At 67.4% G+C, this 18,844-nt stretch carries 20 protein-coding genes and 2 pseudogenes; 13 read left to right on the top strand and 9 right to left on the bottom strand.

The annotated features are described in order from the left end of the window. The first annotated feature begins 136 nt into the window (after positions 1–136). The 5 genes from N6H00_RS31805 (at position 137) to N6H00_RS31785 (ending at position 6,442) form a co-directional block, all read left to right on the top strand. Positions 137–1,009, top strand: a complete 873-nt coding sequence (locus N6H00_RS31805) for a hypothetical protein (protein ID WP_268975271.1) — start codon at positions 137–139, stop codon at positions 1,007–1,009. Positions 1,010–1,755: 746 nt separating this feature from the next. After that, entirely contained in the window at positions 1,756–2,514 is a 759-nt protein-coding gene (locus tag N6H00_RS31800) for an NUDIX hydrolase (protein ID WP_268975270.1), read from the top strand. A gap of 6 nt (positions 2,515–2,520) precedes the next feature. Then, complete coding sequence (locus N6H00_RS31795; RefSeq protein ID WP_268975269.1) at positions 2,521–3,714, top strand: 5'-methylthioadenosine/S-adenosylhomocysteine nucleosidase family protein; 1,194 nt, start codon at positions 2,521–2,523, stop codon at positions 3,712–3,714. Continuing rightward, positions 3,711–5,756, top strand: a complete 2,046-nt coding sequence (locus N6H00_RS31790) for a hypothetical protein (RefSeq protein WP_268975268.1) — start codon at positions 3,711–3,713, stop codon at positions 5,754–5,756. Before N6H00_RS31795 ends, N6H00_RS31790 begins: the two co-directional genes overlap by 4 nt. A gap of 149 nt (positions 5,757–5,905) precedes the next feature. Further along, a complete protein-coding gene (locus tag N6H00_RS31785; RefSeq protein WP_268975267.1) occupies positions 5,906–6,442 on the top strand; it encodes a hypothetical protein in 537 nt (178 codons plus the stop codon). Positions 6,443–7,567: 1,125 nt separating this feature from the next. Here N6H00_RS31785 and N6H00_RS31780 read toward each other — a convergent pair. Next, a complete protein-coding gene (locus N6H00_RS31780; protein WP_268975266.1) occupies positions 7,568–8,476 on the bottom strand; it encodes a helix-turn-helix transcriptional regulator in 909 nt (302 codons plus the stop codon). Between the two features lie 211 nt (positions 8,477–8,687). Here N6H00_RS31780 and N6H00_RS31775 point away from each other — a divergent pair, with 211 nt between their 5' ends. The 7 genes and pseudogenes from N6H00_RS31775 to N6H00_RS31750 all read left to right on the top strand — a co-directional run bounded on the left by N6H00_RS31775 (position 8,688) and on the right by N6H00_RS31750 (position 12,868). Continuing rightward, entirely contained in the window at positions 8,688–9,665 is a 978-nt protein-coding gene (locus N6H00_RS31775) for an aldo/keto reductase (protein WP_268975265.1), read from the top strand. Between the two features lie 52 nt (positions 9,666–9,717). Next, positions 9,718–10,746 carry a zinc-binding dehydrogenase gene (locus N6H00_RS31770; RefSeq protein WP_268975264.1) on the top strand — a complete coding sequence of 343 codons (1,029 nt, stop codon included), beginning with the start codon at positions 9,718–9,720 and terminating at the stop codon, positions 10,744–10,746. A 32-nt stretch (positions 10,747–10,778) separates the two neighbouring features. Continuing rightward, positions 10,779–10,948: pseudogene (locus N6H00_RS31765) on the top strand (aldo/keto reductase); the annotation flags it as partial. 35 nt (positions 10,949–10,983) lie between these two features. Then, positions 10,984–11,436, top strand: coding sequence for a hypothetical protein (locus tag N6H00_RS31760; protein WP_268975263.1), 453 nt, complete (start codon positions 10,984–10,986; stop codon positions 11,434–11,436). After that, positions 11,426–11,875, top strand: coding sequence for a hypothetical protein (locus N6H00_RS31755; protein ID WP_268975262.1), 450 nt, complete (start codon positions 11,426–11,428; stop codon positions 11,873–11,875). The genes N6H00_RS31760 and N6H00_RS31755 overlap by 11 nt, the downstream gene beginning before the upstream one ends. A gap of 2 nt (positions 11,876–11,877) precedes the next feature. Continuing rightward, the gene (locus N6H00_RS40630; protein ID WP_443073251.1) at positions 11,878–12,528 is read left to right on the top strand and encodes a recombinase family protein; all 651 of its coding nucleotides are present in this window, start codon (positions 11,878–11,880) and stop codon (positions 12,526–12,528) included. Further along, complete coding sequence (locus N6H00_RS31750) at positions 12,515–12,868, top strand: hypothetical protein (RefSeq protein ID WP_268975261.1); 354 nt, start codon at positions 12,515–12,517, stop codon at positions 12,866–12,868. The genes N6H00_RS40630 and N6H00_RS31750 overlap by 14 nt, the downstream gene beginning before the upstream one ends. On the opposite strand, the gene N6H00_RS31745 is transcribed toward N6H00_RS31750, so the two are convergent. From N6H00_RS31745 to N6H00_RS31720, 8 genes and pseudogenes are all read right to left on the bottom strand, one after another. Then, positions 12,844–13,443 carry a group II intron maturase-specific domain-containing protein gene (locus N6H00_RS31745; RefSeq protein ID WP_268977191.1) on the bottom strand — a complete coding sequence of 200 codons (600 nt, stop codon included), beginning with the start codon at positions 13,441–13,443 and terminating at the stop codon, positions 12,844–12,846. The two genes, N6H00_RS31750 and N6H00_RS31745, sit on opposite strands and share 25 nt — an antisense overlap. 243 nt (positions 13,444–13,686) lie before the next feature. Next, positions 13,687–13,953, bottom strand: coding sequence for a group II intron maturase-specific domain-containing protein (locus N6H00_RS40265; RefSeq protein ID WP_329618583.1), 267 nt, complete (start codon positions 13,951–13,953; stop codon positions 13,687–13,689). After that, positions 13,841–14,374: a reverse transcriptase domain-containing protein gene (locus N6H00_RS40260; protein ID WP_329618698.1), complete on the bottom strand. Its 534-nt coding sequence runs from the start codon at positions 14,372–14,374 to the stop codon at positions 13,841–13,843. The genes N6H00_RS40265 and N6H00_RS40260 overlap by 113 nt, the downstream gene beginning before the upstream one ends. 97 nt (positions 14,375–14,471) lie before the next feature. Continuing rightward, positions 14,472–14,789: pseudogene (locus N6H00_RS40255) on the bottom strand (reverse transcriptase domain-containing protein); the annotation flags it as partial. A gap of 932 nt (positions 14,790–15,721) precedes the next feature. Further along, the gene (locus N6H00_RS40250; RefSeq protein WP_329618582.1) at positions 15,722–16,021 is read right to left on the bottom strand and encodes a hypothetical protein; all 300 of its coding nucleotides are present in this window, start codon (positions 16,019–16,021) and stop codon (positions 15,722–15,724) included. A 589-nt stretch (positions 16,022–16,610) separates the two neighbouring features. Beyond that, the gene (locus N6H00_RS31730) at positions 16,611–16,760 is read right to left on the bottom strand and encodes a hypothetical protein (protein WP_268975260.1); all 150 of its coding nucleotides are present in this window, start codon (positions 16,758–16,760) and stop codon (positions 16,611–16,613) included. 42 nt (positions 16,761–16,802) lie between these two features. Beyond that, complete coding sequence (locus N6H00_RS31725) at positions 16,803–17,597, bottom strand: TIGR03084 family metal-binding protein (protein ID WP_268975259.1); 795 nt, start codon at positions 17,595–17,597, stop codon at positions 16,803–16,805. Between the two features lie 80 nt (positions 17,598–17,677). Next, positions 17,678–18,193, bottom strand: coding sequence for a flavin reductase family protein (locus N6H00_RS31720; protein WP_268975258.1), 516 nt, complete (start codon positions 18,191–18,193; stop codon positions 17,678–17,680). Between the two features lie 75 nt (positions 18,194–18,268). Here N6H00_RS31720 and N6H00_RS31715 point away from each other — a divergent pair, with 75 nt between their 5' ends. After that, positions 18,269–18,790 carry a MarR family winged helix-turn-helix transcriptional regulator gene (locus tag N6H00_RS31715; protein WP_268975257.1) on the top strand — a complete coding sequence of 174 codons (522 nt, stop codon included), beginning with the start codon at positions 18,269–18,271 and terminating at the stop codon, positions 18,788–18,790. Positions 18,791–18,844: the final 54 nt, after the last annotated feature.

Here is an 18,844-nt window from a genome sequence, read left to right as displayed (position 1 = left end):
GTCCGGTGCGTCGAAAGGGTCAGCGTCCGGTGCGTCGGCGGATTCCAGGACCGGGCTGCTCTACCGGGACAAGGAAGTCTCACTGAGTAATGTCCAGGCGATCAAGAACGGATGCCCGTCCGACTTCTCTTTCTACGTGGAGTTCGCGGACAGCGGGCCGCGCGTCCTCGGGCCCCGTGAGTCGAACCCGCGCCTGAACGACGACGGGAACCAGACGGACGAGGGCAGGCCGCCTGTCCTGTCATGGGAGCCTCCCTGCTCCTGGGACAACGAGGTGCTGGACTTCGACGACGTGCCCGTCGCCAAGGTTGCCGCGGACGCCGGGGATCTCGACCAGGAGGCCTGCCAGGATGCCGCACGGGCAGCGGTCGGCAACGGCACGCACGTCGACCGCTACAAGACCGGGGCCCTGGCGGCGGGGGACCGGTTCTGCGAGGACTTCGCCGCGGGCGGCCGCGTGGTCCTCCTGCGCGTGGTGAAGGTGAGCGGATCCCCCGTCGGGGAGCTGACATTGTCGGCGACCGTGTGGGCCGGGCCGGCGAAGACCGAGGGCGCGCCGGCGCAGCCCGGTGACAAGGTCTACGAGAACCAGCCCGTCACCGTGTCCGACGACGTGGCCAAGGCGCGCGGCTGCGTCCTGGGCAGCGTTGGGCTCGGTTCGGACATGCCGGTCGTTACCTACAGGAGCAGGCTGAACGGCGGCGGCGGAGACATCGAGTACTCTCCGAGCTGTCTGTCCGGAAGCCCGAAGATGTGGTTCCGCGGATACGTGGCCCGGGTGGAGGGCACCGCCGACCTGGACCTCACCGCTTGCCAGGACGCCGCGGCGCGCGGCGAGAGCAACGAACTCGAGGTACCGGTCTCCGAACTGCGGACCGGGGACCGGTTCTGCAGGTTCGACAGTCTCGACAAGGACGTCGCTCTGCTGAAGGTGACCGCCGTAACCGCCAAGGCCCCCGCCTCGGTGACCTTCTCGATCACCCGCTGGAAAGCTCCCGAACCGTCGTAACAGCGGCCCAGGGCGGCTTGCCATCGGCAAGCCGCCCCGCTCAGCGCCCACAAGCGCGTTGCCCCAGCAGTGCGATCGTGCATGGAGGCAGGGTTGCGTCCATGGGGGTTCTCGGAGAAGTAGCGCTTCGACCAGCGCTTACGAAGCTGCTTCTTATCCTCTGGCTTGGATTTCGCAGGTCAGGGAATATCGTTTCGGGAACCTCGGGCTCAAGCTGACCTACGAGCCCGAAAAACGGGCCGAGGCAACGCTCGACCCGCACAAGTTGGGGATACGGTCAGTGTCCGAGGGCTATCTGGACCAATACCCCACGAATCACACCGATCGTGGCTCAGCTGGAGCTTCACTCTTCGTGACCGACGACTAGAGCGCAAACTCCAGGTTGGGCGGAGGCGCTCATGCGCCCCTGGTCCGGATGAGAGCGCCCTCGACGATTACGTTCGTCAGCTGGGCCAGGAGCCCACCCTCAGCTGCAGCCCGTCGCCTTCGCCCGGACCGACAGATCGCCCACAAGTTCCCGGTCCAACACCGGCCTTGCTGTTTCATCCGTGAATATCTTCAGACGTGCATTTTGTTTCATGATGTCCCTTCCCAGGAGACTCGGCAGCCCCTGACCGACGCTCACCAGCTGGGGTTACACCACTCGCCCGGTTCTTGCTCGTCCGGGTCGCGGAGGTGATCTGCCGCAGAGGGCAGATCGAGCAAACATATTGTCAATGTGACAGTAATTCGTTACAGTCGGCACCATGCGTGATGATTCCTGGGCTCCGCCGTCCGTTCTGCTCACAGTTGACCTTGTAATCCTGACGTTGCGCGAGGGACGGCTGTGTGTCCTGCTCGTGGAGCGAGGCAAGGAACCCTTCGTCGGCATGCAGGCGCTGCCCGGCGGTTTCCTCAACCACGCCGGTGAGGCGATCCCGGAGGCCGCTCGCCGCGAGTTGGGCGAGGAGACCGCTGTTGACGCCCGGCAGTTTCATCTGGAGCAGTTGGCCACCTATGGGGATCCAGGGCGTGATCCGCGCGGGCGGGTCGTCTCGGTTGCGCATCTGGCGATCGCACCGCGCCTTCCTGAGCCGGTCGCGGGAACCGATGCCGCGAATGCCTCTTGGATTCCGACGGACACGGTCCTTTCCGGGCAGGTGAAGCTCGCTTTCGATCACGATCGGATAGTGACGGACGGAATTGAACGCGCCCGTAGGAAACTCGAGTTCTCCGCACTGGCCACGGCGTTCTGCGGAGACCTTTTCACCATCGCCGAGTTGCGACAGGTGTACGAGGCGGTGTGGGGCGTCACGCTGGACACCCGGAATTTCTACCGGAAGGTCCAGGCCGTGGACGGGTTCATCGTTCCGGCCGGGACGGGACGCAGGACCACGGTGGGGCGGCCCGCACGCCTGTTCCGCGCGGGGCCGACCACGGTGCTCTCGCCTCCGCTGGTCCGGCCCGTGCCGGCACCGGCGGAACAGCAGGCGGAAGAACAAACAGATGAAAACGCGAAGGAATGAGAAGAGATGCCAAATGACCTGGTGGTGATTCTCACCGCCCTCAATCTCGAATACGAGGCCGTGCACCAGAAACTGGCCGATCCGCAGGTGACGCTACACAAGAGCGGCACGCGGTTCGAGGTCGGGACCGTGTCGGGCACCTCGTGCCGTGTGGCACTCGGTCTGACGAGCAAGGGGAACCATTCGGCCGCGGTGCTGGCGGAGCGCGCGATCGAGCACTTCTCTCCGGTGGCCGTGCTGTTCGTCGGTGTCGCCGGCCGCATGCGGAGCTCGATCGCACTGGGCGACGTGGTGATGGCCACCCATGTGTATGCCTACCACGGCGCGACCAGCGAGGACGACGGACTCAAGGCACGGCCCCGGTCATGGGAGGCGCCGCACCCTCTCATCCAGCTCGGCCAGCATCTGGCCCGGATGACGGAGCGGGCCGGCCACGCATCGGAGAACGGGCAAGTGGCGCGGGTGCACTTCGGCCCGATCGCCGCCGGTGAGGTCCTGCAGAATTCGCGGAATTCCGCCGCGGCCGCATGGCTCCGGCAGCACTACAACGACGCGTTCGCAATCGACATGGAAGCCGCCGGCGTGGCACAGGCCGGCCATCTCAGCGGTCTGCCGGTCGGCGTCGTCCGTGGCATCAGTGACCGGGCGGACGGCACGAAGAACGGCGCGGAGGACCGTGAGCGGCAACCGCGCGCCGCGGCGAACGCGGCGGCTTTCGCGGTACGGCTGGCTGCGGAACTGATCAAGGAAGCAGAACTGGCAGTGGAAGCAGAGGAAGAGGAGCGGATCGTCATGGCCCAGAAAGACAGAACTGGCAGGGGCGGCGGAAGCGTCGTCAACACGGCCTTTTCCAGCACGGTGGGAATCATGGCCGGAGAGGTCACCGGCAGCACCGTCTACCTCGGCGGGGCAACTCCGAAGGCGTCCACCCCGACGGAACTGGTTGCGGAGCTGGACCGCTTCCGCGAGGACCTGACACGACATCACGCCGACGGGACCCTCGACGCGGACATTCACCACGAGGCACAGGCCGAACTGAGCATCGCGAGGCGCGCAGCGGAGAAGTGCACCGCGAACGCCCCGGCGCCTCCGAAGAAGGCAGCTCTGGCGCTCAGGAAGTTACGCGGCCTGCTCGCCGACCACCCGGAACTGGCCGCCGGTCTTGCGTCCCTGATCGCGGCGGCGGGTGACCCGGCATGACCGAGGGTTTCCCCTCCACGCACAACGAGGCGTATGACTCCTTCGTAGCCGTCCAGGCCTCGAACGTACACGACTCCACCTTCAACATCGTCCCCCCGGACGCTTCGCCCCAGAAGAAGTACGAGATCGGGGTCCGCTGTCTGGAAGAAGGCTTACCCGGCCGGGCGCGGGAACTGATCTGGGACGCGATCACCCACAACCACGACGGCCCGGAGATACGCTTCCACTGGGCGCTCGCCATGCTCAGCAAACGCGCCCACCACGACCTCAGTGCCGAGGAGCGCCGTCAGCTGGACCGGACGCGGGACGTCATGCAGGGCTACGCCGAGGATAAGGACTGGAAGCCCGGTCTGCAGGTCGTCTTCGATCTGCTGGCACTGCCCGGCAAAGCTGACAGTGAGACCGCCGCCGTGCTGAAGCGGCTGAGGGATCTGGCACCGCCCCAGCGTGACCTGATCGTCCACCACCTCGACCTCGTGCTCACCAGCCGGACAAAAGCCACCCTGTGGGCCGAGATCTGCGAGCTCGCCAAGGCCGGGCAGTTCCGTGGTGACCGTTCCCGGCGGGTCCGGTACTACTTCGAGCCCGATCCCATCGGGGCACGGACCCGGCCTCCTGAGGAGAGCACCGCCTTCCGTTACCGTCCTCGCCTGGCGGCCTGGACCGGTCTGTTCGTCGTCGCCGCGGGATTCCTCGGGATCTCGGCAGTGATCGCGGATCCGCTGACCGCGATCGTCGAGCTGCTGATCGCGCTCGGCACCGGATTCCTCGCCGCCCGGTTCGGCCAGCGATGGTGGCACAACAACCACCGGCTGCATGCCAAGGAGCAGGAGCTGGGCCAGGCGTCGAATCAGGAACAGGTACCGGATCCGGCCCACTCCCCGGGCGTCCCTTCCCTCGCGTCCGCGGGCGGCGGGACCCCCGCTGCGGACGGGTTCACCAGCCGCGTCCGCACGTCCTTCGAGCACTACTTCGGCACGTACGTGCCGCACGGGTGCGACCGGCCCGAGTGGCTCGCCCACACCACTGGCATCCGCGCCGTTCTGGCCGCCGAGGTCGCGTTCCTCTACCGGGAGAGCAGAATCAGCGTCGACCGGGTCAACTGGCTGATCCGCTACCTGGCCCGGGACGCCAAGGACCGCCATAACAACGGCACGCTGTTCGCCCACCGGCAGCGGTACCGGACTCCGGTGACGACGAAACTCGCCTGCGTGCCCGCCCTCGCCGTCTTGGGCGTCACCTCCCTGGCCGTCACCGTCACCGCCGCGACAGGTTCGGCGAGTGCGTTCCACGGCCTCCTGACCTTCGCCGTGTTCTTCGGCGCCATCGGGAGCGGGCGCCGGGCAGCGTCGGTGTGGCTGGACATGCGCGGCGAGGAACAGCGGTTCGCCGAGGAGACGCAGGAGTACCACCTGCGGATGTACGCGCGTGAGGAGGAGTTCCAGCGCTGGAAGGAGCAACTGGAAGCCATCCGGCCCTCCGACGCCGAGATGGAGGCGTGGCTCAGCCACGACAAGGTCCTGTTCACCGCCGATGTGCTCCGTCACCACCAGCTCACCTGGTACGACATCATCGCCCACACGATCCTGACGACACCGGCACGCCCCTACCGACGAGCACGGCGCCGAGGCGGCCCCTGGCGCTACTCCCGATACACCCTCCGGCTGTTCCTGGCCACACGGAACGGTGTCCGCGAGATCAGCACCGAAGTCGACTTCGCCCGCGCCACTCGCCCGGGCGAACAACGCACCAACTACCGCTTCGACGCGTTCTCCTCCGTGCAGGTCACCGAGGACGACCGCATCGGCTACGAGATGGCGCTACTCCTCTCCAACGGCCCGGCCAGAACCATCCGGATCAAGGACGCCGACAGCCACCAGCTCGAACCATACGAGAACGCTCGGGACCTCTCGCAGATCAACCTCGACGCGGCCGGCTTCGCCCATACGTTCCGTCTCCTGGAGGGCATCGCGGCCGACGGGAAGGCATGGATCGAGCGGAACAACGCCGACAGTCCACCGCCCGCGGACAGCACCGACTGAGTCCTCCCGGACCGGATCCGGAGGCCGACGGGCCAGGGAGCTGCTGAGAGCACGGCAGCTCCCTGAGGGTCCAGGCACCGCGGGCCGAGTACGGGTACCACCGAGCCACCCCCTGCCAAGGTGTCGCGAAACGAAGGTGACAGCCAGTCATGACGGACGGAGAACGGAGCACCAGTGCCCTGCTCCTTGCCGAGTACGCACAGATCAAGGACGAGCAGCGTGCACGTATCGGCTTTCGGGACAACCTGCTGTACGTGACGCTCGCGGCCGTGACCGCCGTCGCGGCTGTCGCCGCGCAGACGGACTACCCGCAGCTGATCCTGGCCCTGGCCCTTCCAGTGGTGTGTCTTGTGCTCGGATGGACGCACCTGGTCAACGACGAAAAGATCTCAGCCATCGGACGCTACGTCCGCACCGAGCTCGCGTCCCGGCTCGCAGAGGCCACAAACGTGGAGGAACCGCTGTTCGGCTGGGAGACCTACCATCGCAGCGACGACAGACGGATCTCGCGCAAGACCACACAGACAGTCGTCGATCTGCTGGTCTTCCTCGTCACTCCCTTTGCCGCACTCATCACCTTCTGGTGCCACAGCACGGAGAGCGCCCTTCTGGCCGCAGTCTCAATCCTGGAAGCCGCCGGACTCGTCGTCCTGGGTGTGCTGTTCCTGCAATACGCGGAGAGGTGAGATGCTGCTCGACACCGCGCTGGAGAGCGCCTACGGCAGCGTACTCACCGCGGGCCCCTTGAGCGCGGCGAACCTGGAGCTGCTGCGCCAAGAGATCCAGCAGATCGACGAACACGTCGGCAAATGCGAAGCCGACATCGGCTCCCTCACCCACCAGGAACGGACCACGGTGGAGTCCTGGCTCCACGCCAGGGACCGGTTCCTCACCGTCATCCCCGTAGCGGCGGTTCTGGCCGGACGGCAGAGTCTGGACCAGCCGACCGTCGACCCGATCATCACCGAAAGGACAACCGGTGACGCGCCCGGCCGCCCCGCGCAAGCAGCCAGGTCAGGCGACGATCCCCACCGCTCGGGTCGAAATCCTCGATGCCGGCAGGGCGGCTGCCGTTCAACGGCGTCGTGGCGACAGCGGGTCCTGAACGTCCTGGCCGCGATGCGCAAGAACCGCCAGGCCCTCTCCGACGCGGAGATCACCCGGCGGGCCGCCGTCAACCCGCAGTACCTTCAACGCCACCGCGACCTCAAAGCGGAAGCCAAGACCGACGCCCACCTCGCCCGAGACGGGCCGCGGGCGACGGCAGCAGCGACCGCCGCAAGGAGGCGGCCCTGCAAGTCGAGAACCACATGCTCCTGGAACAGAATGCCGCCCTTCAACGGGTCCTTCGCGAAGTCCAGAATGAGCTGCGCACGCTCCGCGCCCACGAACTGGGCGCCCCTTCCGCGACGGCCTGGACGCCCGCTCGCTGCGCGACACGGAGATAGAGGAACTGCGCGAGCAACGAGACGCAGCACTCGCAGCTGGCCGCCAAGCCGAGACCGCCATGCAGGCACTCCGCAACGTCAACCAGCGGCTGATGGTCGAGAACAGCCAGCTGAATCGCCACAGCTATTCCGGGACCAACCCGGACAGCCCCAGCCGCCCGCAAGCCGCCCGACCCCGGAAAAGCGCGCCGCCGACCGGCCTCTGCCCCACACCCCGGCCACCTCGAACCCGGCGGACAAAGCTCAGCACGGATCTGACCGCATTACCGGGTGAGGCCCCTCCGACGCTCCGGATGCACGTCTGCCCTCTTGGCATCCAACTGTGACAACAAACAGGGGGAAGCCAATCAGGGCACAAGCTTCTTACCGCTGCTGGCCGGTGGATTTCGGAGTGGCAGCAGGACGTCCGGTGGGTTGGGGCGCGGTCATGTCGAGCAGCAGCAGGGCGTCGTGGTCAGGGCTGCCGGGTTCGGCGGTGTAGACGCCGATGCGCTGGCCGGGGGTGCCTTCGACGTGCAGTGACTGCGAGGTGAGGGTGATGGCTCCGACCTGCGGGTGCTGGAAGGTCTTGTGGGCGGGCTTGCGGCCGGTGACTTCGTAGCGTTCCCACAGGCCCGCGAAGTCGGGGCTCTTCAAAAGGAGCTCACCGACGAGGTTAGTGAGGTCGGGGGCGTCCGGAGCCGTGCCGGCGATGGCGCGCAGGCGGGCGACACACGCGGTGATCTGCCGGTCCCAGTCGGTGAAGAGGTCACGCGCGGCCGGGTGGAGGAAGAGGTAGCGGGCCAGGTTGCGATGCTTGACGGGCCAGTCCTCCAGGCCCGGGTACAGGGCGAGGCCGCCGGGGTTCCAGGCGAGCATGTCCATGCTGCGGCTGATGACGTAGGCGGGGTTCGGGCGCAGTGATTCCAGCAGCAGTTTCAGGTGGGGGCGCACGGTGCGGCTGGGAGCGGGCGGCGGCTCGGAGACGTAGCGGGCGGCGCGGGCGGCCAGCTCGCGCAGGTGCTGGTGTTCCTGGTGGTCCATGCGCAGTGCGCGGGCGAGGGAGTCGAGGACGGCCGGGCTGGGGCGGGTCTCCTTGCCGCGCTCCAGGCGCACGTAGTAGTCGATGCTGATGCCGGCCAGGGTGGCCAGCTCCTCACGGCGCAGGCCGGGGGTGCGGCGGATGCCGGCCCCGATGGTGAGGCCGACGTGTTCGGGGCTCGTCTGGGTGCGGCGGGCGCGCAGGTAGCGGCCCAGCTCGGCGCCCTCGCTGTGCGCGCTCGTCGATGCCATGACTCCAGTCTCACCCGATGGGCGCCCGTCCCGCGGGGCCGTGGGGGGCCCTGTCATTACCCCTGATGAGCCCGCCCTGCCACGTGGGCGCAATCCGGGCGAAGGTGAGTGAGGAAGACGCCGTTTCCTCGCCGCCTAGCTCTGACCGGCATGACCTGCCGGGCTGGGCGAGAGTGAGGAACGGGCAACGCTACCGACCGGAGAAGGCGAGATGCGCTACATCAAGCTGCGTAACCTGGAGGTCTCCCGGATCGGGCTGGGCGCGATGGGCATGTCCCACGGCTACACCGGCTCAGGCACCGACGACGCGGAGTCGATCAGGACCGTGCACCGAGCGCTGGAGCTGGGCGTCACCCTTATCGACACCGCCGAGATCTACGGCCCCTACACCAACGAGGAACTGCTCGGACGGGCGCTGAAGGGCCGCCGGGACCAGGTGGTGCTGGCCACTAAGTTCGGCCTGGTCTCGCACGGCGGCGACGGTGCCTGGAACCTGGACTCCAGCCCGGCCAACATCCGCACCGCCGTCGAGGGCTCCCTCAAGCGCCTGGGCACCGACCACATCGACCTGTACTACCAGCACCGCGTCGACCCGAACACGCCGATCGAGGAGACGGCCGGCGCCGTGGGCGAGCTGATCGCCGAGGGAAAGGTGCGCGCCTTTGGCCTCTCGGAGGCGGGCCCGGACACGATCCGCCGCGCCCACGCCGTCCAGCCCGTCACCGCGGTGCAGTCCGAGTACTCGCTGTTCACTCGCGGTATCGAGGAGCGCGTGCTGCCTGTTCTGCGGGTGCTGAACATCGGTCTCGTGCCGTTCTCCCCGCTGGGACGCGGTTTCCTGACCGGCACCGTGCGCTCCACCGCCCAGTTCGACGAGAACGACTTCAGGCGCGACAATCCCCGCTTCACCGGGGAGAACTTCCAGCGCAATCTGGCACTGGCCGACGAGGTCAAGGCCCTGGCCGATGAGGCTGGTGCCACGCCCGGTCAGGTGGCGCTGGCCTGGCTGCTCGCCCAAAGCGACGACATCGCCCCGATCCCCGGCACCAAGCGCGTCAGCCGGGTCGAGGAGAACTCCGCAGCCGACGCCGTCACGCTGACCGCCGAGCAACTCGACAAGCTCTCCAGCCTGCCGCCCGCCGCCGGCGCCACCCACACCGAGGCTCAGGCCCGCATGCTCGAACGCTGAGACCCGTCGTCCCGACCACACAGCACGACCCCCGTTTGGAGTAACACCTTTCATGCGTGCAGCAGTGATGTACGGAGCTGGTGACGTCCGTGTCGAAGACCGGCCCGACCCGAAGATCGTCCAGCCGACCGACGCCGTGGTGCGCGTCGTCGCCTCCTGTGTGTGCGGCAGTGACCTGTGGCCGTATGCGTCGATGCCCGCCACCGACGCCGGCCGCCCCATGGGGCATGAGTTCCTCGGCGTCGTAGAGGAGATCGACGCGGAAGTGACCGGCCTGAAGGCCGGTGATCTGGTCGTCGCCCCGTTCACCTACAGCGACAACACCTGCGACTACTGCGCCAAGGGCCTGCACATCTCGTGCCGCAACGGCGGCCGCTACGGCGTCGACGGCGTCGACGGCGGCCAAGGCGAAGCCGTTCGTGTCCCGTACGCGGACGGCACCTTGGTGAAGCTGCCGGTGGCCGCCGACTCCGCGTTGCTGCCGTCGCTGCTGGCGCTGACCGATGTGATGGCCACCGGCCACCACGGCGCCGTCACCGCCGGCGTCGGCCGCGGCGATGCGGTGCTCGTGGTCGGGGACGGCGCGGTCGGCCTATGCGCGGTGATCGCCGCCAAGCGGCTGGGCGCCGAGCAAATCGTGCTCGCCGGCCGCCACGAAGCCCGCACCGGCCTGGGCCGCGAGTTCGGCGCCACCGACGTGATCGCCGAGCGCGGCGAGGAGGGCATCGCCCGCATCCGCGAGCTGACCGGCGGCGTGGACAAGGTCATCGAGGCCGTCGGCACCCGCCAGGCCCTCGACACCGCGCTCGGCGCGGTCCTGGACGGCGGCACCATCAGCCGCCTGGGCGTCCCCCAGTATGAGCAGAGTCCGATCGGCCCGGCAGAGTTCATGCGCAACATCACCCTGACCGGCGGCGCCAGCCCCGCCCGTGCCTACATCGAGCAACTGCTGCCCGACGTCCTGGACGGGACGATCGCCCCCGGCCGCGTCTTCGACCACACCTTCTCCCTCGACCAGACCCCGGACGCCTACCGGGCCATGGCCGACCGCCGGGTCCTCAAGGCCCTCATCCGTCCCTGACCGCCCGCCGCCACCCGCAGGACATCCCGCTCATGCAGACCGTCACCCTCAACAACGGCGTCAAGATCCGCTCCTCGGCTTCGGCGTCTACCAGATCCCCGCCGAGGACACCGAGCGCGCCCTCTCCGAGGCACTGGCCGCCGGCTACCGCCTGCTGGACACCGCCGCCGCCTACGGCAACGAAGAAGCCGTAGGCCGCGCCAGCCCCTACCGCCGGACGGAGAAGAGGAGCAGAGGGTGATCCGGTACCAGCCGGACGGCGACACGCACCGTGACGAACACGGCCATGATGACGACCTCCAGACCGGCAGTGTCTGTTCCGGGGTGGGCGGTCTGGACCTCGGTGCGCAGGCCGCCCACGGCGGCCGCATTGCCTCGCCCCGCCCCAGCGTCGGCGGCGGCACTGGCCGCTGCATGCGAGAGCACGGGCTCGACTCCCAGATCGTCGGTAGTCGAGCCCGCCGATGCTCGCGCCATCGTAATCCCCAAAACGGCGGCGAAACGCCCCCGGACGCCTTCCAGATCGTTCTCCCACCGGATGGCCCGACGCTGACCCGGCCAGTCGCTGAGGTCCTGTTGCGGATGCTCACCCGACACGCCGGGCGGGCTGGCTCTCTTCAGAAGGCCGAGCTATCGGTGGTGGACGACCAGGACAACCAAGGGCCGGAAAGGTGCCCAAATGGCCAATGATGACCGTCCGCTCCCATGGCTCCGAAAGGACCAACTCACGCCCGCACCCGTGCCCACCGCCGACCGCAAGCTGCTGTTCGCCTTCTGCGGGCGCGTCTCCACCGAGGACCAGCAAGACCCGGAAGCCTCGCGCCTATGGCAGTTGAACAGGGCCCAGGTGCTGATCGAACCCGCGGGTGGGGAGATCGTTGCCGAGTACTTCGATGTCGGCCAGACCCGTGCGCTGCCCTGGAAACGCCGCCCCCGGGCGGCAGCCCCGCTGGCCGCACTCGCCGATACGCGCCGTGGGTTCGACGCGGTGGTCATCGGTGAGCCCCAGCGGGCCTTCTATGGCAGCCAGTTCGGCAACACCTCCCGCTCTTCGTCCACTATGGCGTGCCGCTGTGGGTACCGGAGGTCGGCGGTCCCATCGATCCGGACAACGAGGCCCACGACCTGATCATGTCGGTCTTCGGCGGCATGTCGAAGGGCGAGCGCAACCGCATCAAGGTCCGCGTGCACTCCGCCATGGCCTCCCAGGTCCTGATGGAAGGCCGCTATCTCGGCGGCAGGCCTCCGTACGGATACCGGCTCAGCGACCTCGGCCCGCACTCCAATCCCGGTAAGGCAGCCGACGGCAAACGTCTGCACGGCCTCGAACCGGACCCGGACACCGCCCCGGTCGTGGCCAGGATCTTCACCAAATTCCTCAGCGGCCACGGCATCTTCGCCATCGCCGAGGGCCTGACCCGCGACGGTATCCCCAGCCCCTCCGCCCACGACCGGGCCCGCAACCCCCACCGCGATACTCGCGCCTGGGCCAAATCCGCCGTCCAGCGACCGTGTTCTTGCCGCACCGGCTCGACGACACGATCGACCTCATGGCGACGACCGCAGCGGCACCCGAACCAGAGTCCGCCGCTGTCGCGGCCGCCCGTGAGGTCTCGCCGACTGCGATGCCAAGCTGGCCACCCACCGAGCCGCCCTCGAAGCCGGCGCCGACCTTACCCTCGTCACACAGTGGATCGCCGAGACACAAACCCGTCGGGCCAGGGCCGAAGCCGAACTCCGTACGGCATCGAAGGGGCCGGGCACGAGAATGTCCCGCGATGAGATCGCCCGGCCCGTCCGGTCCATCAGCGATCTGACGACCGTCATTCAGCAAGCCGAGGCCGAAGACAAGGCCGAAATCTACCGCCTGCTGGGGCTCCGGCTCACCTACGCTCCAGCGCAAGCGACCGTGCACGCCGAGGTCACGCTCGACCCGAAGAACGACAAATCCCCATGGTCGATGAACAACCGTGGGGAATTGGTACGTGTCCGAGGGGGGGAGTTGGACCGATACCCCACGGCCCGGACTCTCAGCCCAACCACCCCGGCGGGCCGGTTTTCGGGCGACTTCCGACGCTGCCCCGGGACGCCCGGTCATCACTCAGAGTGGCCGCTGCGCTGAGTAGGCCCGGAGCGCGGTGTCGGGATTGCTCCCGGTCCGTTTCTCCGGGCCTCTCGCCGAACCCGCCGTGCGCCTCTCAACGCAACGGGCTCTCCACGGTCTCTGCCGTCAGACGGGGTTCGCAGGCTGCCATGGGCTGGGGATCGTACTGGCCCGGTATCGGTAGCGGCTGACCGTGACCGATGCGATCCGGAATTGCTCGATCCGGTCAGCCGCGATGGGTCTCCACCGCCCGGTCGGGGTGGTGAACCGGCGGCGGACGTCGCCCCAACTCCATCGGTGCGCTCCCGCAGCATGCGGATAAAACGCCACCACACGAAGGCGTCGAGCCTGTCGAAGACATGCTTGGCGACTGCGTGTTTGAAGTAGTTGGCCCAACCGCGCATGATCTGAGTGAGTCTCTTCAGCACGGTGGCAAGTTCCTGCTGCGATGTCCTGCCTGTCAGGGTACGGACCTTCGCCTTCAGCGACCGGATGGGCCGGTCGGCGATGAAGGTGTAGACGTGCCATTTGGTCGTGCCTCCTTTGCGTTTCCACTGGATGCGGAAGCCCAGGAAGTCGAACCCGTCGCTCATGTGCGCGATCCGGGTCTTGGTCTGCGACAGACGCAGACCGAGAGGCTCATGCACGTCAGCGACTTCTTCGCGCAGTGCCGCGGTGTCCCCTTCGGTGCCATGCACCAGGACGACGTAGGGTCGACCCGAGGCGCGGTACTGGCCTTTCGACCAGCCCGTTTCCTCGGGCCGCCCTCCGAACCCGGCGTGCCTATTGCTAGGCACCGGGCTCTCCACAAGTCCCTTCGGGCACACGGATCTTCCTCATGCCGTGCTCGGCCACGGAGAGGGAATGGCCGCTCCTCGGTAGCGGTAGCGGGTTGTCCGCACCGCTGCCGGGTTGAACAGCTTCTTCTCTCCGTCGACGGGCCACCAGCCGCCCCGGCAGTATCGGCGGCGGAGTTCCTTCCAGCTGGTCTTACGGTGCTTTCGCCGGAGCCATCCGAAGATCTGACGCCATACGACAGCGCGCAGAAACTCGAAGGCCCGGTGGGACACCCCCGGCCGGAAGTAGGCGGTCCAGCCCCGCAACAGCGAATTGAGCTGCTTGATCAGAGCTTCGAGCGGCAGGCGCGTCCTGCCAGCAGATCGCCTTGATCTTCCCGGCGCACGACCTTACGGCCTTCTGCGCCGGGTAGGTGTAGACGTAGTACTTGCTGGTGCCTCGCTTGCGGTGACGCTGGATGCGCCAGCCGAGAAAGTCGAGACCTTCGTCGATGCGGACCACCCTCGTCTTGTCCATCGCGAGCCTCAGCCCGAGCCTGGACAGCACCTCGGCCACCTCGTCGAGGAGGGCTTCGGCATGCGCCCTGGTGCCAGACACCATGATCGCGAAATCGTCTGCGTACCGGATGAGCCGGTAGTTGGCGAGTCCGTGACGGCGACGCTTGGCCCTCTCCACGCGGTCTGTCCACTTCGCCGCGAAGTGCTCGTCGAGAGCGGACAGGGCCACATTGGCCAGCAGAGGAGAAAGGATGCCCCCCTTGCGGGGTCCCGGTGTCGGTGTCCCTGACGTTCCCGGTCTCCGACAGGATCCCGGCCTTCAAGAACGTCTTCACCACGGCGAGCACCCGCTTGTCCCCGATCCGATGCCGCAGCCGGTCCATGAGGGCCGGGTGCGAGATCTCGTCGAAGCACGCGGCGATGTCAGCCTCCAGCACCCACTCATAGGAGTTGGACGCCAGAAGCCTCATCTCCGCGACTGCGTCGTGCGCTCGCCGCTCTGGCCTGAAGCCATACGAACACGGATGAAACTCCGCTTCGTAGATCGGCTCCAGCACCAGCTTTAGGCAAGCTTGGACCACCCGGTCCCGAACGGTCGGGATACCCAGCCGGCGGCGCTTGGCCGTTCCCGGTTTCGGGATCATCCGCTCCCGCACGGGCAACGGGCGGAAGCTCCGGTCCTTCAAGTCGGACCGCACTTCCGCGAGGAATTCCTCGACGCCCCGCACGGACTCCACGTAGTAGGCGGTCTGACCGTCCACTCCGGCCGCGCGTGCTCCCTTGTTGCCCCGCACCCGATCCCACGCGATCAACAAGAACGCCGGATCGGTGACGAGATTGAACAGGTCGTCGAACCTGCGATGACGTTCGGCGTTTGCCCAACGGTGCAGTTTGGTCTGGATCTCCAGTACCCGGCGTTCGGCCTTCATCTCGCGCGCTCGGACTACTACGGGGCCTCCGCCCCGCCCCACGGCCGTCAGCCGACGACGGACCTGCCCACTGCTGTCCTGGATGGCCAGCAGGAAGGGCGACCGGGGACGGTTCCCACGTTCACCACTCAACCGATCGACGAGGGAGGTGCCCAGCTGTTGCCCCGGCAGCATCGCCATGACTACGCCGCAGTCGTTCACCATGGCCTCCCCACCGGCGACTTCCCCCGGCTTCGGAGTTGGACGACCCGAAGGACGCCCACGCACTGCTGACCAGCCCATATCCACCAGATTTGAGCTGGCACGCCGTTTACGGAACTTTGGCACTGGTTCCTCTCGTACACCTTCTCGTCTCGCTTGCCGAACCCACGCCGTCTGGCAGTGCCGACGCGTCCCGGCGTTGTCAGGGCTGCTTCCCACCCTCCCCGGCGTCTCCCGGATCAGGCTGCCCTCAGCTTCACCCGGCCGCTGCGACGGCCAGGCGGTGGAGTCCTTCCACCCCCACTCGGTTGTGCGGCGCCTCGTGGAGCGCGAAGTCGTCCGCGTAGCGGACGACCCGCCACGTGGGTTGACCTTTGCGGCGCCGGTAGGCGCGTTTGCCTTCGGTGGCCATCGTCCCACCTGGTTCCCAGGGCCCGTGCAGGTGCTCACCGGTCCGCGATCGTCGGAATCCCGAGCTTGCGGACTTTCCCCGAGCCTCCTGGCTTGGGAATGCTGCGTTCCCGTACCGGCAGAGGACGGAACGAGCCGTCTTTGAGGGCGGCCCGCAGGTCGTTCAGGAACCCGGGAACACCGATCGATGCCTCGACGTCGGTGGCTGTCAGACCGTCGACGCCGGGGGTCCGGGCTCCCTGGTTGCCCGCGACCCGGTCGAACGCCACCAACAACGTCGCCGGGTCGTGCACGAAGTTGAACAGGTCATCGAACCGGCGGCCGGGATCGGCCACCGTCCAACGGTGAAGCTTGGTCTGTATCTCCAGTACCCGGGCCCGAGGGCCCAGAGCTCCGCCATTCGGCGGGGCGTCTTCCGGCATTGCAGCGTCCTTCCCTTCTCGATACCGCTGCCGCCCTTCCCCATGCGGCCGGCTCTCCCGGCCTCGGAGTACTACGGCGGCTCCGCCCCGTTCCGGACCGATCAGCGGTCGATGCGCTCAGCCCGGGCAGTCTGCTGGAGGCAGGTGGCGGGGCGAGGTTCGGGACGGTTCCCGTGTTTACTGTGGTTCGCTCGATGAAGGAGGAGCCCGGCTGTGTCCCTGCGGCATCGCCACGAGTACGCCGCAGGCTTCCCTCGTGGCCTCCCGGCCAGCTTTCGTAGACCGACCCAGAAGTTGGCAGACCACCCGAAAGGATGACCTGCATACGCACCGCTACCGGCCCTGATCCGCCAGGTTCGAGCCGGAGGCACTTTAAGAGACGTAAACGCCGATTCCTCGCGTACTCCTCTCCATCACGCTTGCCGGACCCGCCCCATCTGGCAGTACTGGACACGTCCCGCCGTTGTCAGGGCCGCTCTCGCCCTCCCCGGCATCACCCGGATCAGGCTGCCCTCAGCTTCAACCCGACTGTTGCGACAGCGAGTTGGTGCAGGTCTTCCACCTTCACTCGAACCAACAGCGCCTCACGGCGCAAACGGAAGTCGAGCCAGAACCGCAGCTTGTGAACAAAGCCACCGCCTGCGAACTTCATTCTGAAACGATCAGCTGGAGCCGCCATTTCAGGCGCATCACGCTAGTACGGAACCTCGCTCGGCGCCCGGCCCGGGCCGGGCGGGCCGGCGAAACATTGGGCGATGGCGAGCCATTGCTCGGCGACTTCGCCTCGGCAGGTCAGGGACGTGTCGGACCGGTGCCTGCGCTGGGTGACCACGAGGGCGAAGTCGAGCGCGTCGCCGGTCACCAAGGCGCGGCCGTCTTCTGGGCCGCGGACCCAGGGCAGGCCGCTGGGCAGGCGCAGCTCGACACGCGGTGGGGACGGCGGCACGGGCAGGCCGCGGTTGGCGAAGCTGAATGCGAACGTGACGAACCCGAGGTGACAAACGTGCCGGATCCGGTCCGTGGGCCGGCGGACGACCTTCAGGGCGTCAGCGACATCCTGGCCGTGGGCCCAGTATTCCATCAGGCGAGCTGTGGCCAGCGTCGCCGGGCTCATCGGTGGCCCGAACCAGGGAACGTTTTCGTCTCGACGCGAGGACGCAAAAGCCCTCAGAAGTGCTGCGAAGGCTTCATCCCATTCCTGTCGCAGTTCCTTTGCCGAGAGGTCTCGGCGGGCCGCAATGTGGCTTTCGAGGAGCTCGGCCAGGCCATCGTCGGTGGCGGGACGGGCACGCTGGAATTCATCGGGAGCGGCGATCGCTTCCTCGGCCAGGAGGTCACAGCCGATCAAGTGCGACACGCTGGATCTGATGTCCCAGCCGACGGCGGGAGTTGGCCGCACCAGATCTGTCCCAGAGGTGATGAGCGCCCGCAGCGAGTCGAACTCCGCCGCTAGATCGGCGATCAGCTCGCTCAGAACTCCGCACTCCATGTCGATGGACCTCCTGCTGTCGTGCTCTGAGGCGCCCGTGGCTTTGATTCCGCCTCGTGGGGCTGCGAGGTGCTCGTCTATCAGGCTGATGTGAGGTGGTTGTAGCGGCTTTTGAAGAACAGCAGGGGCGACGCCGTGCTGTCGGCATCGAGGTCGTCGACACGCCCGATGACGATGTAGTGGTCACCGGCGTCGTGCACGGCTTCGATCGTGCAGCCGATCCAGGCGACCACGCCGTCGATGACCGGGTCTCCATGCGGCCCGGACCGCCAGGCCACCTCGGCGAACTTGTCGCCTCCCGACACCGACAGTGCACGGCAGATCCGCTCTTGGTCGGCAGCGAGGACATTCACGCAGAAGGTGCCGCGCTCGGCGATGACCGGGAACGTCGACGACGTCTTGCCGGGCAGGAACGCCACGAGTGGAGGGGTGAGTGATACCGAGGTGAATGACGCGACGGTCATGCCCACCGGCCTGCCTTGCGCATCGCGCGAAGTGATAGCGGTGATGCCGCTGGGGAAGTGCCCGAGGACGGCCCGGAAACGTGTGGCGTCGGGGCCTGACAGCTGAGAAGAGTCGTCGACTCCCGTAAGCATGCTTACAGAATACAAGCATGCTTAGTATCTTACAAGCATGCTGAGTTCCGATCCCGCAGGCCATATGCTGCATGGGTGACAAGCGCACTGCCCTACATCAACCCGTTCGACGACGGTCGCTCGCCGACCGAGGCTGCCGCCGGTATGGACGAAGCGTCTTCGATGATCGACGCCGCCTTCCGGTTCGAGCGGGCGGTCACCAGGATCGGGAACACGCGACTGCGCCCATGGAAGATGACACTGTCCAGTTACAGCGCCCTGCGGATCCTGGCCAGTCAGCCCCATCTGACCCTTGCTCAGCTGTCACGCCGCTCCTACGTGCGGCCGCAGACGATGACGCGGATGGTCACCCAACTGGAGAACCGCGGTTTCGTTGCCCGTGACGCACATCCAGAAAGCGAACGGGCACTTTCGCTCCAGGTCACCGAGGCAGGGTTGGCCGCCTTGGATGAGATGAGCCGCGAGGTCCTCAAGATCAGCGACACATTGAACGCCACGCTCGGACGGGACGACATCGTCGCCACCGATGGCCGCCTGCGGCAGGCCGCGCTCGTAGTGGAGAACGAACTCCGGAACATGGGCCGCCCCGAGGAATAGACGCGCGGATGACCACCTCGCGGCGCAGACCCGGGTGGCGGGGATGCGGGCCGC

It is taken from the genome of Streptomyces sp. S465 (assembly GCF_026898115.1).
GTDB lineage: Bacteria > Actinomycetota > Actinomycetes > Streptomycetales > Streptomycetaceae > Streptomyces > Streptomyces luomodiensis.
Note: the sequence above shows the minus strand (reverse complement) of the source record. Positions and strands in the feature narration are given on the sequence as shown.

Bases quoted from the DNA above. Each gene is read 5' to 3' on its own strand.
- N6H00_RS31800 (WP_268975270.1), top strand. From the start codon at position 1,756: ATGCGTGATGATTCCTGGGCTCCGCCGTCCGTTCTGCTCACAGTTGAC.
- N6H00_RS31795 (WP_268975269.1), top strand. From the start codon at position 2,521: ATGCCAAATGACCTGGTGGTGATTCTCACCGCCCTCAATCTCGAATAC.
- N6H00_RS31790 (WP_268975268.1), top strand. From the start codon at position 3,711: ATGACCGAGGGTTTCCCCTCCACGCACAACGAGGCGTATGACTCCTTC.
- N6H00_RS31785 (WP_268975267.1), top strand. From the start codon at position 5,906: ATGACGGACGGAGAACGGAGCACCAGTGCCCTGCTCCTTGCCGAGTAC.
- N6H00_RS31780 (WP_268975266.1), bottom strand. From the start codon at position 8,476: ATGGCATCGACGAGCGCGCACAGCGAGGGCGCCGAGCTGGGCCGCTAC.
- N6H00_RS31775 (WP_268975265.1), top strand. From the start codon at position 8,688: ATGCGCTACATCAAGCTGCGTAACCTGGAGGTCTCCCGGATCGGGCTG.
- N6H00_RS31770 (WP_268975264.1), top strand. From the start codon at position 9,718: ATGCGTGCAGCAGTGATGTACGGAGCTGGTGACGTCCGTGTCGAAGAC.
- N6H00_RS31755 (WP_268975262.1), top strand. From the start codon at position 11,426: ATGGCCAATGATGACCGTCCGCTCCCATGGCTCCGAAAGGACCAACTC.
- N6H00_RS40630 (WP_443073251.1), top strand. From the start codon at position 11,878: ATGTCGGTCTTCGGCGGCATGTCGAAGGGCGAGCGCAACCGCATCAAG.
- N6H00_RS31750 (WP_268975261.1), top strand. From the start codon at position 12,515: ATGTCCCGCGATGAGATCGCCCGGCCCGTCCGGTCCATCAGCGATCTG.
- N6H00_RS31745 (WP_268977191.1), bottom strand. From the start codon at position 13,443: ATGAGCGACGGGTTCGACTTCCTGGGCTTCCGCATCCAGTGGAAACGC.
- N6H00_RS31730 (WP_268975260.1), bottom strand. From the start codon at position 16,760: ATGAAGTTCGCAGGCGGTGGCTTTGTTCACAAGCTGCGGTTCTGGCTC.
- N6H00_RS31725 (WP_268975259.1), bottom strand. From the start codon at position 17,597: ATGGAGTGCGGAGTTCTGAGCGAGCTGATCGCCGATCTAGCGGCGGAG.
- N6H00_RS31720 (WP_268975258.1), bottom strand. From the start codon at position 18,193: ATGCTTACGGGAGTCGACGACTCTTCTCAGCTGTCAGGCCCCGACGCC.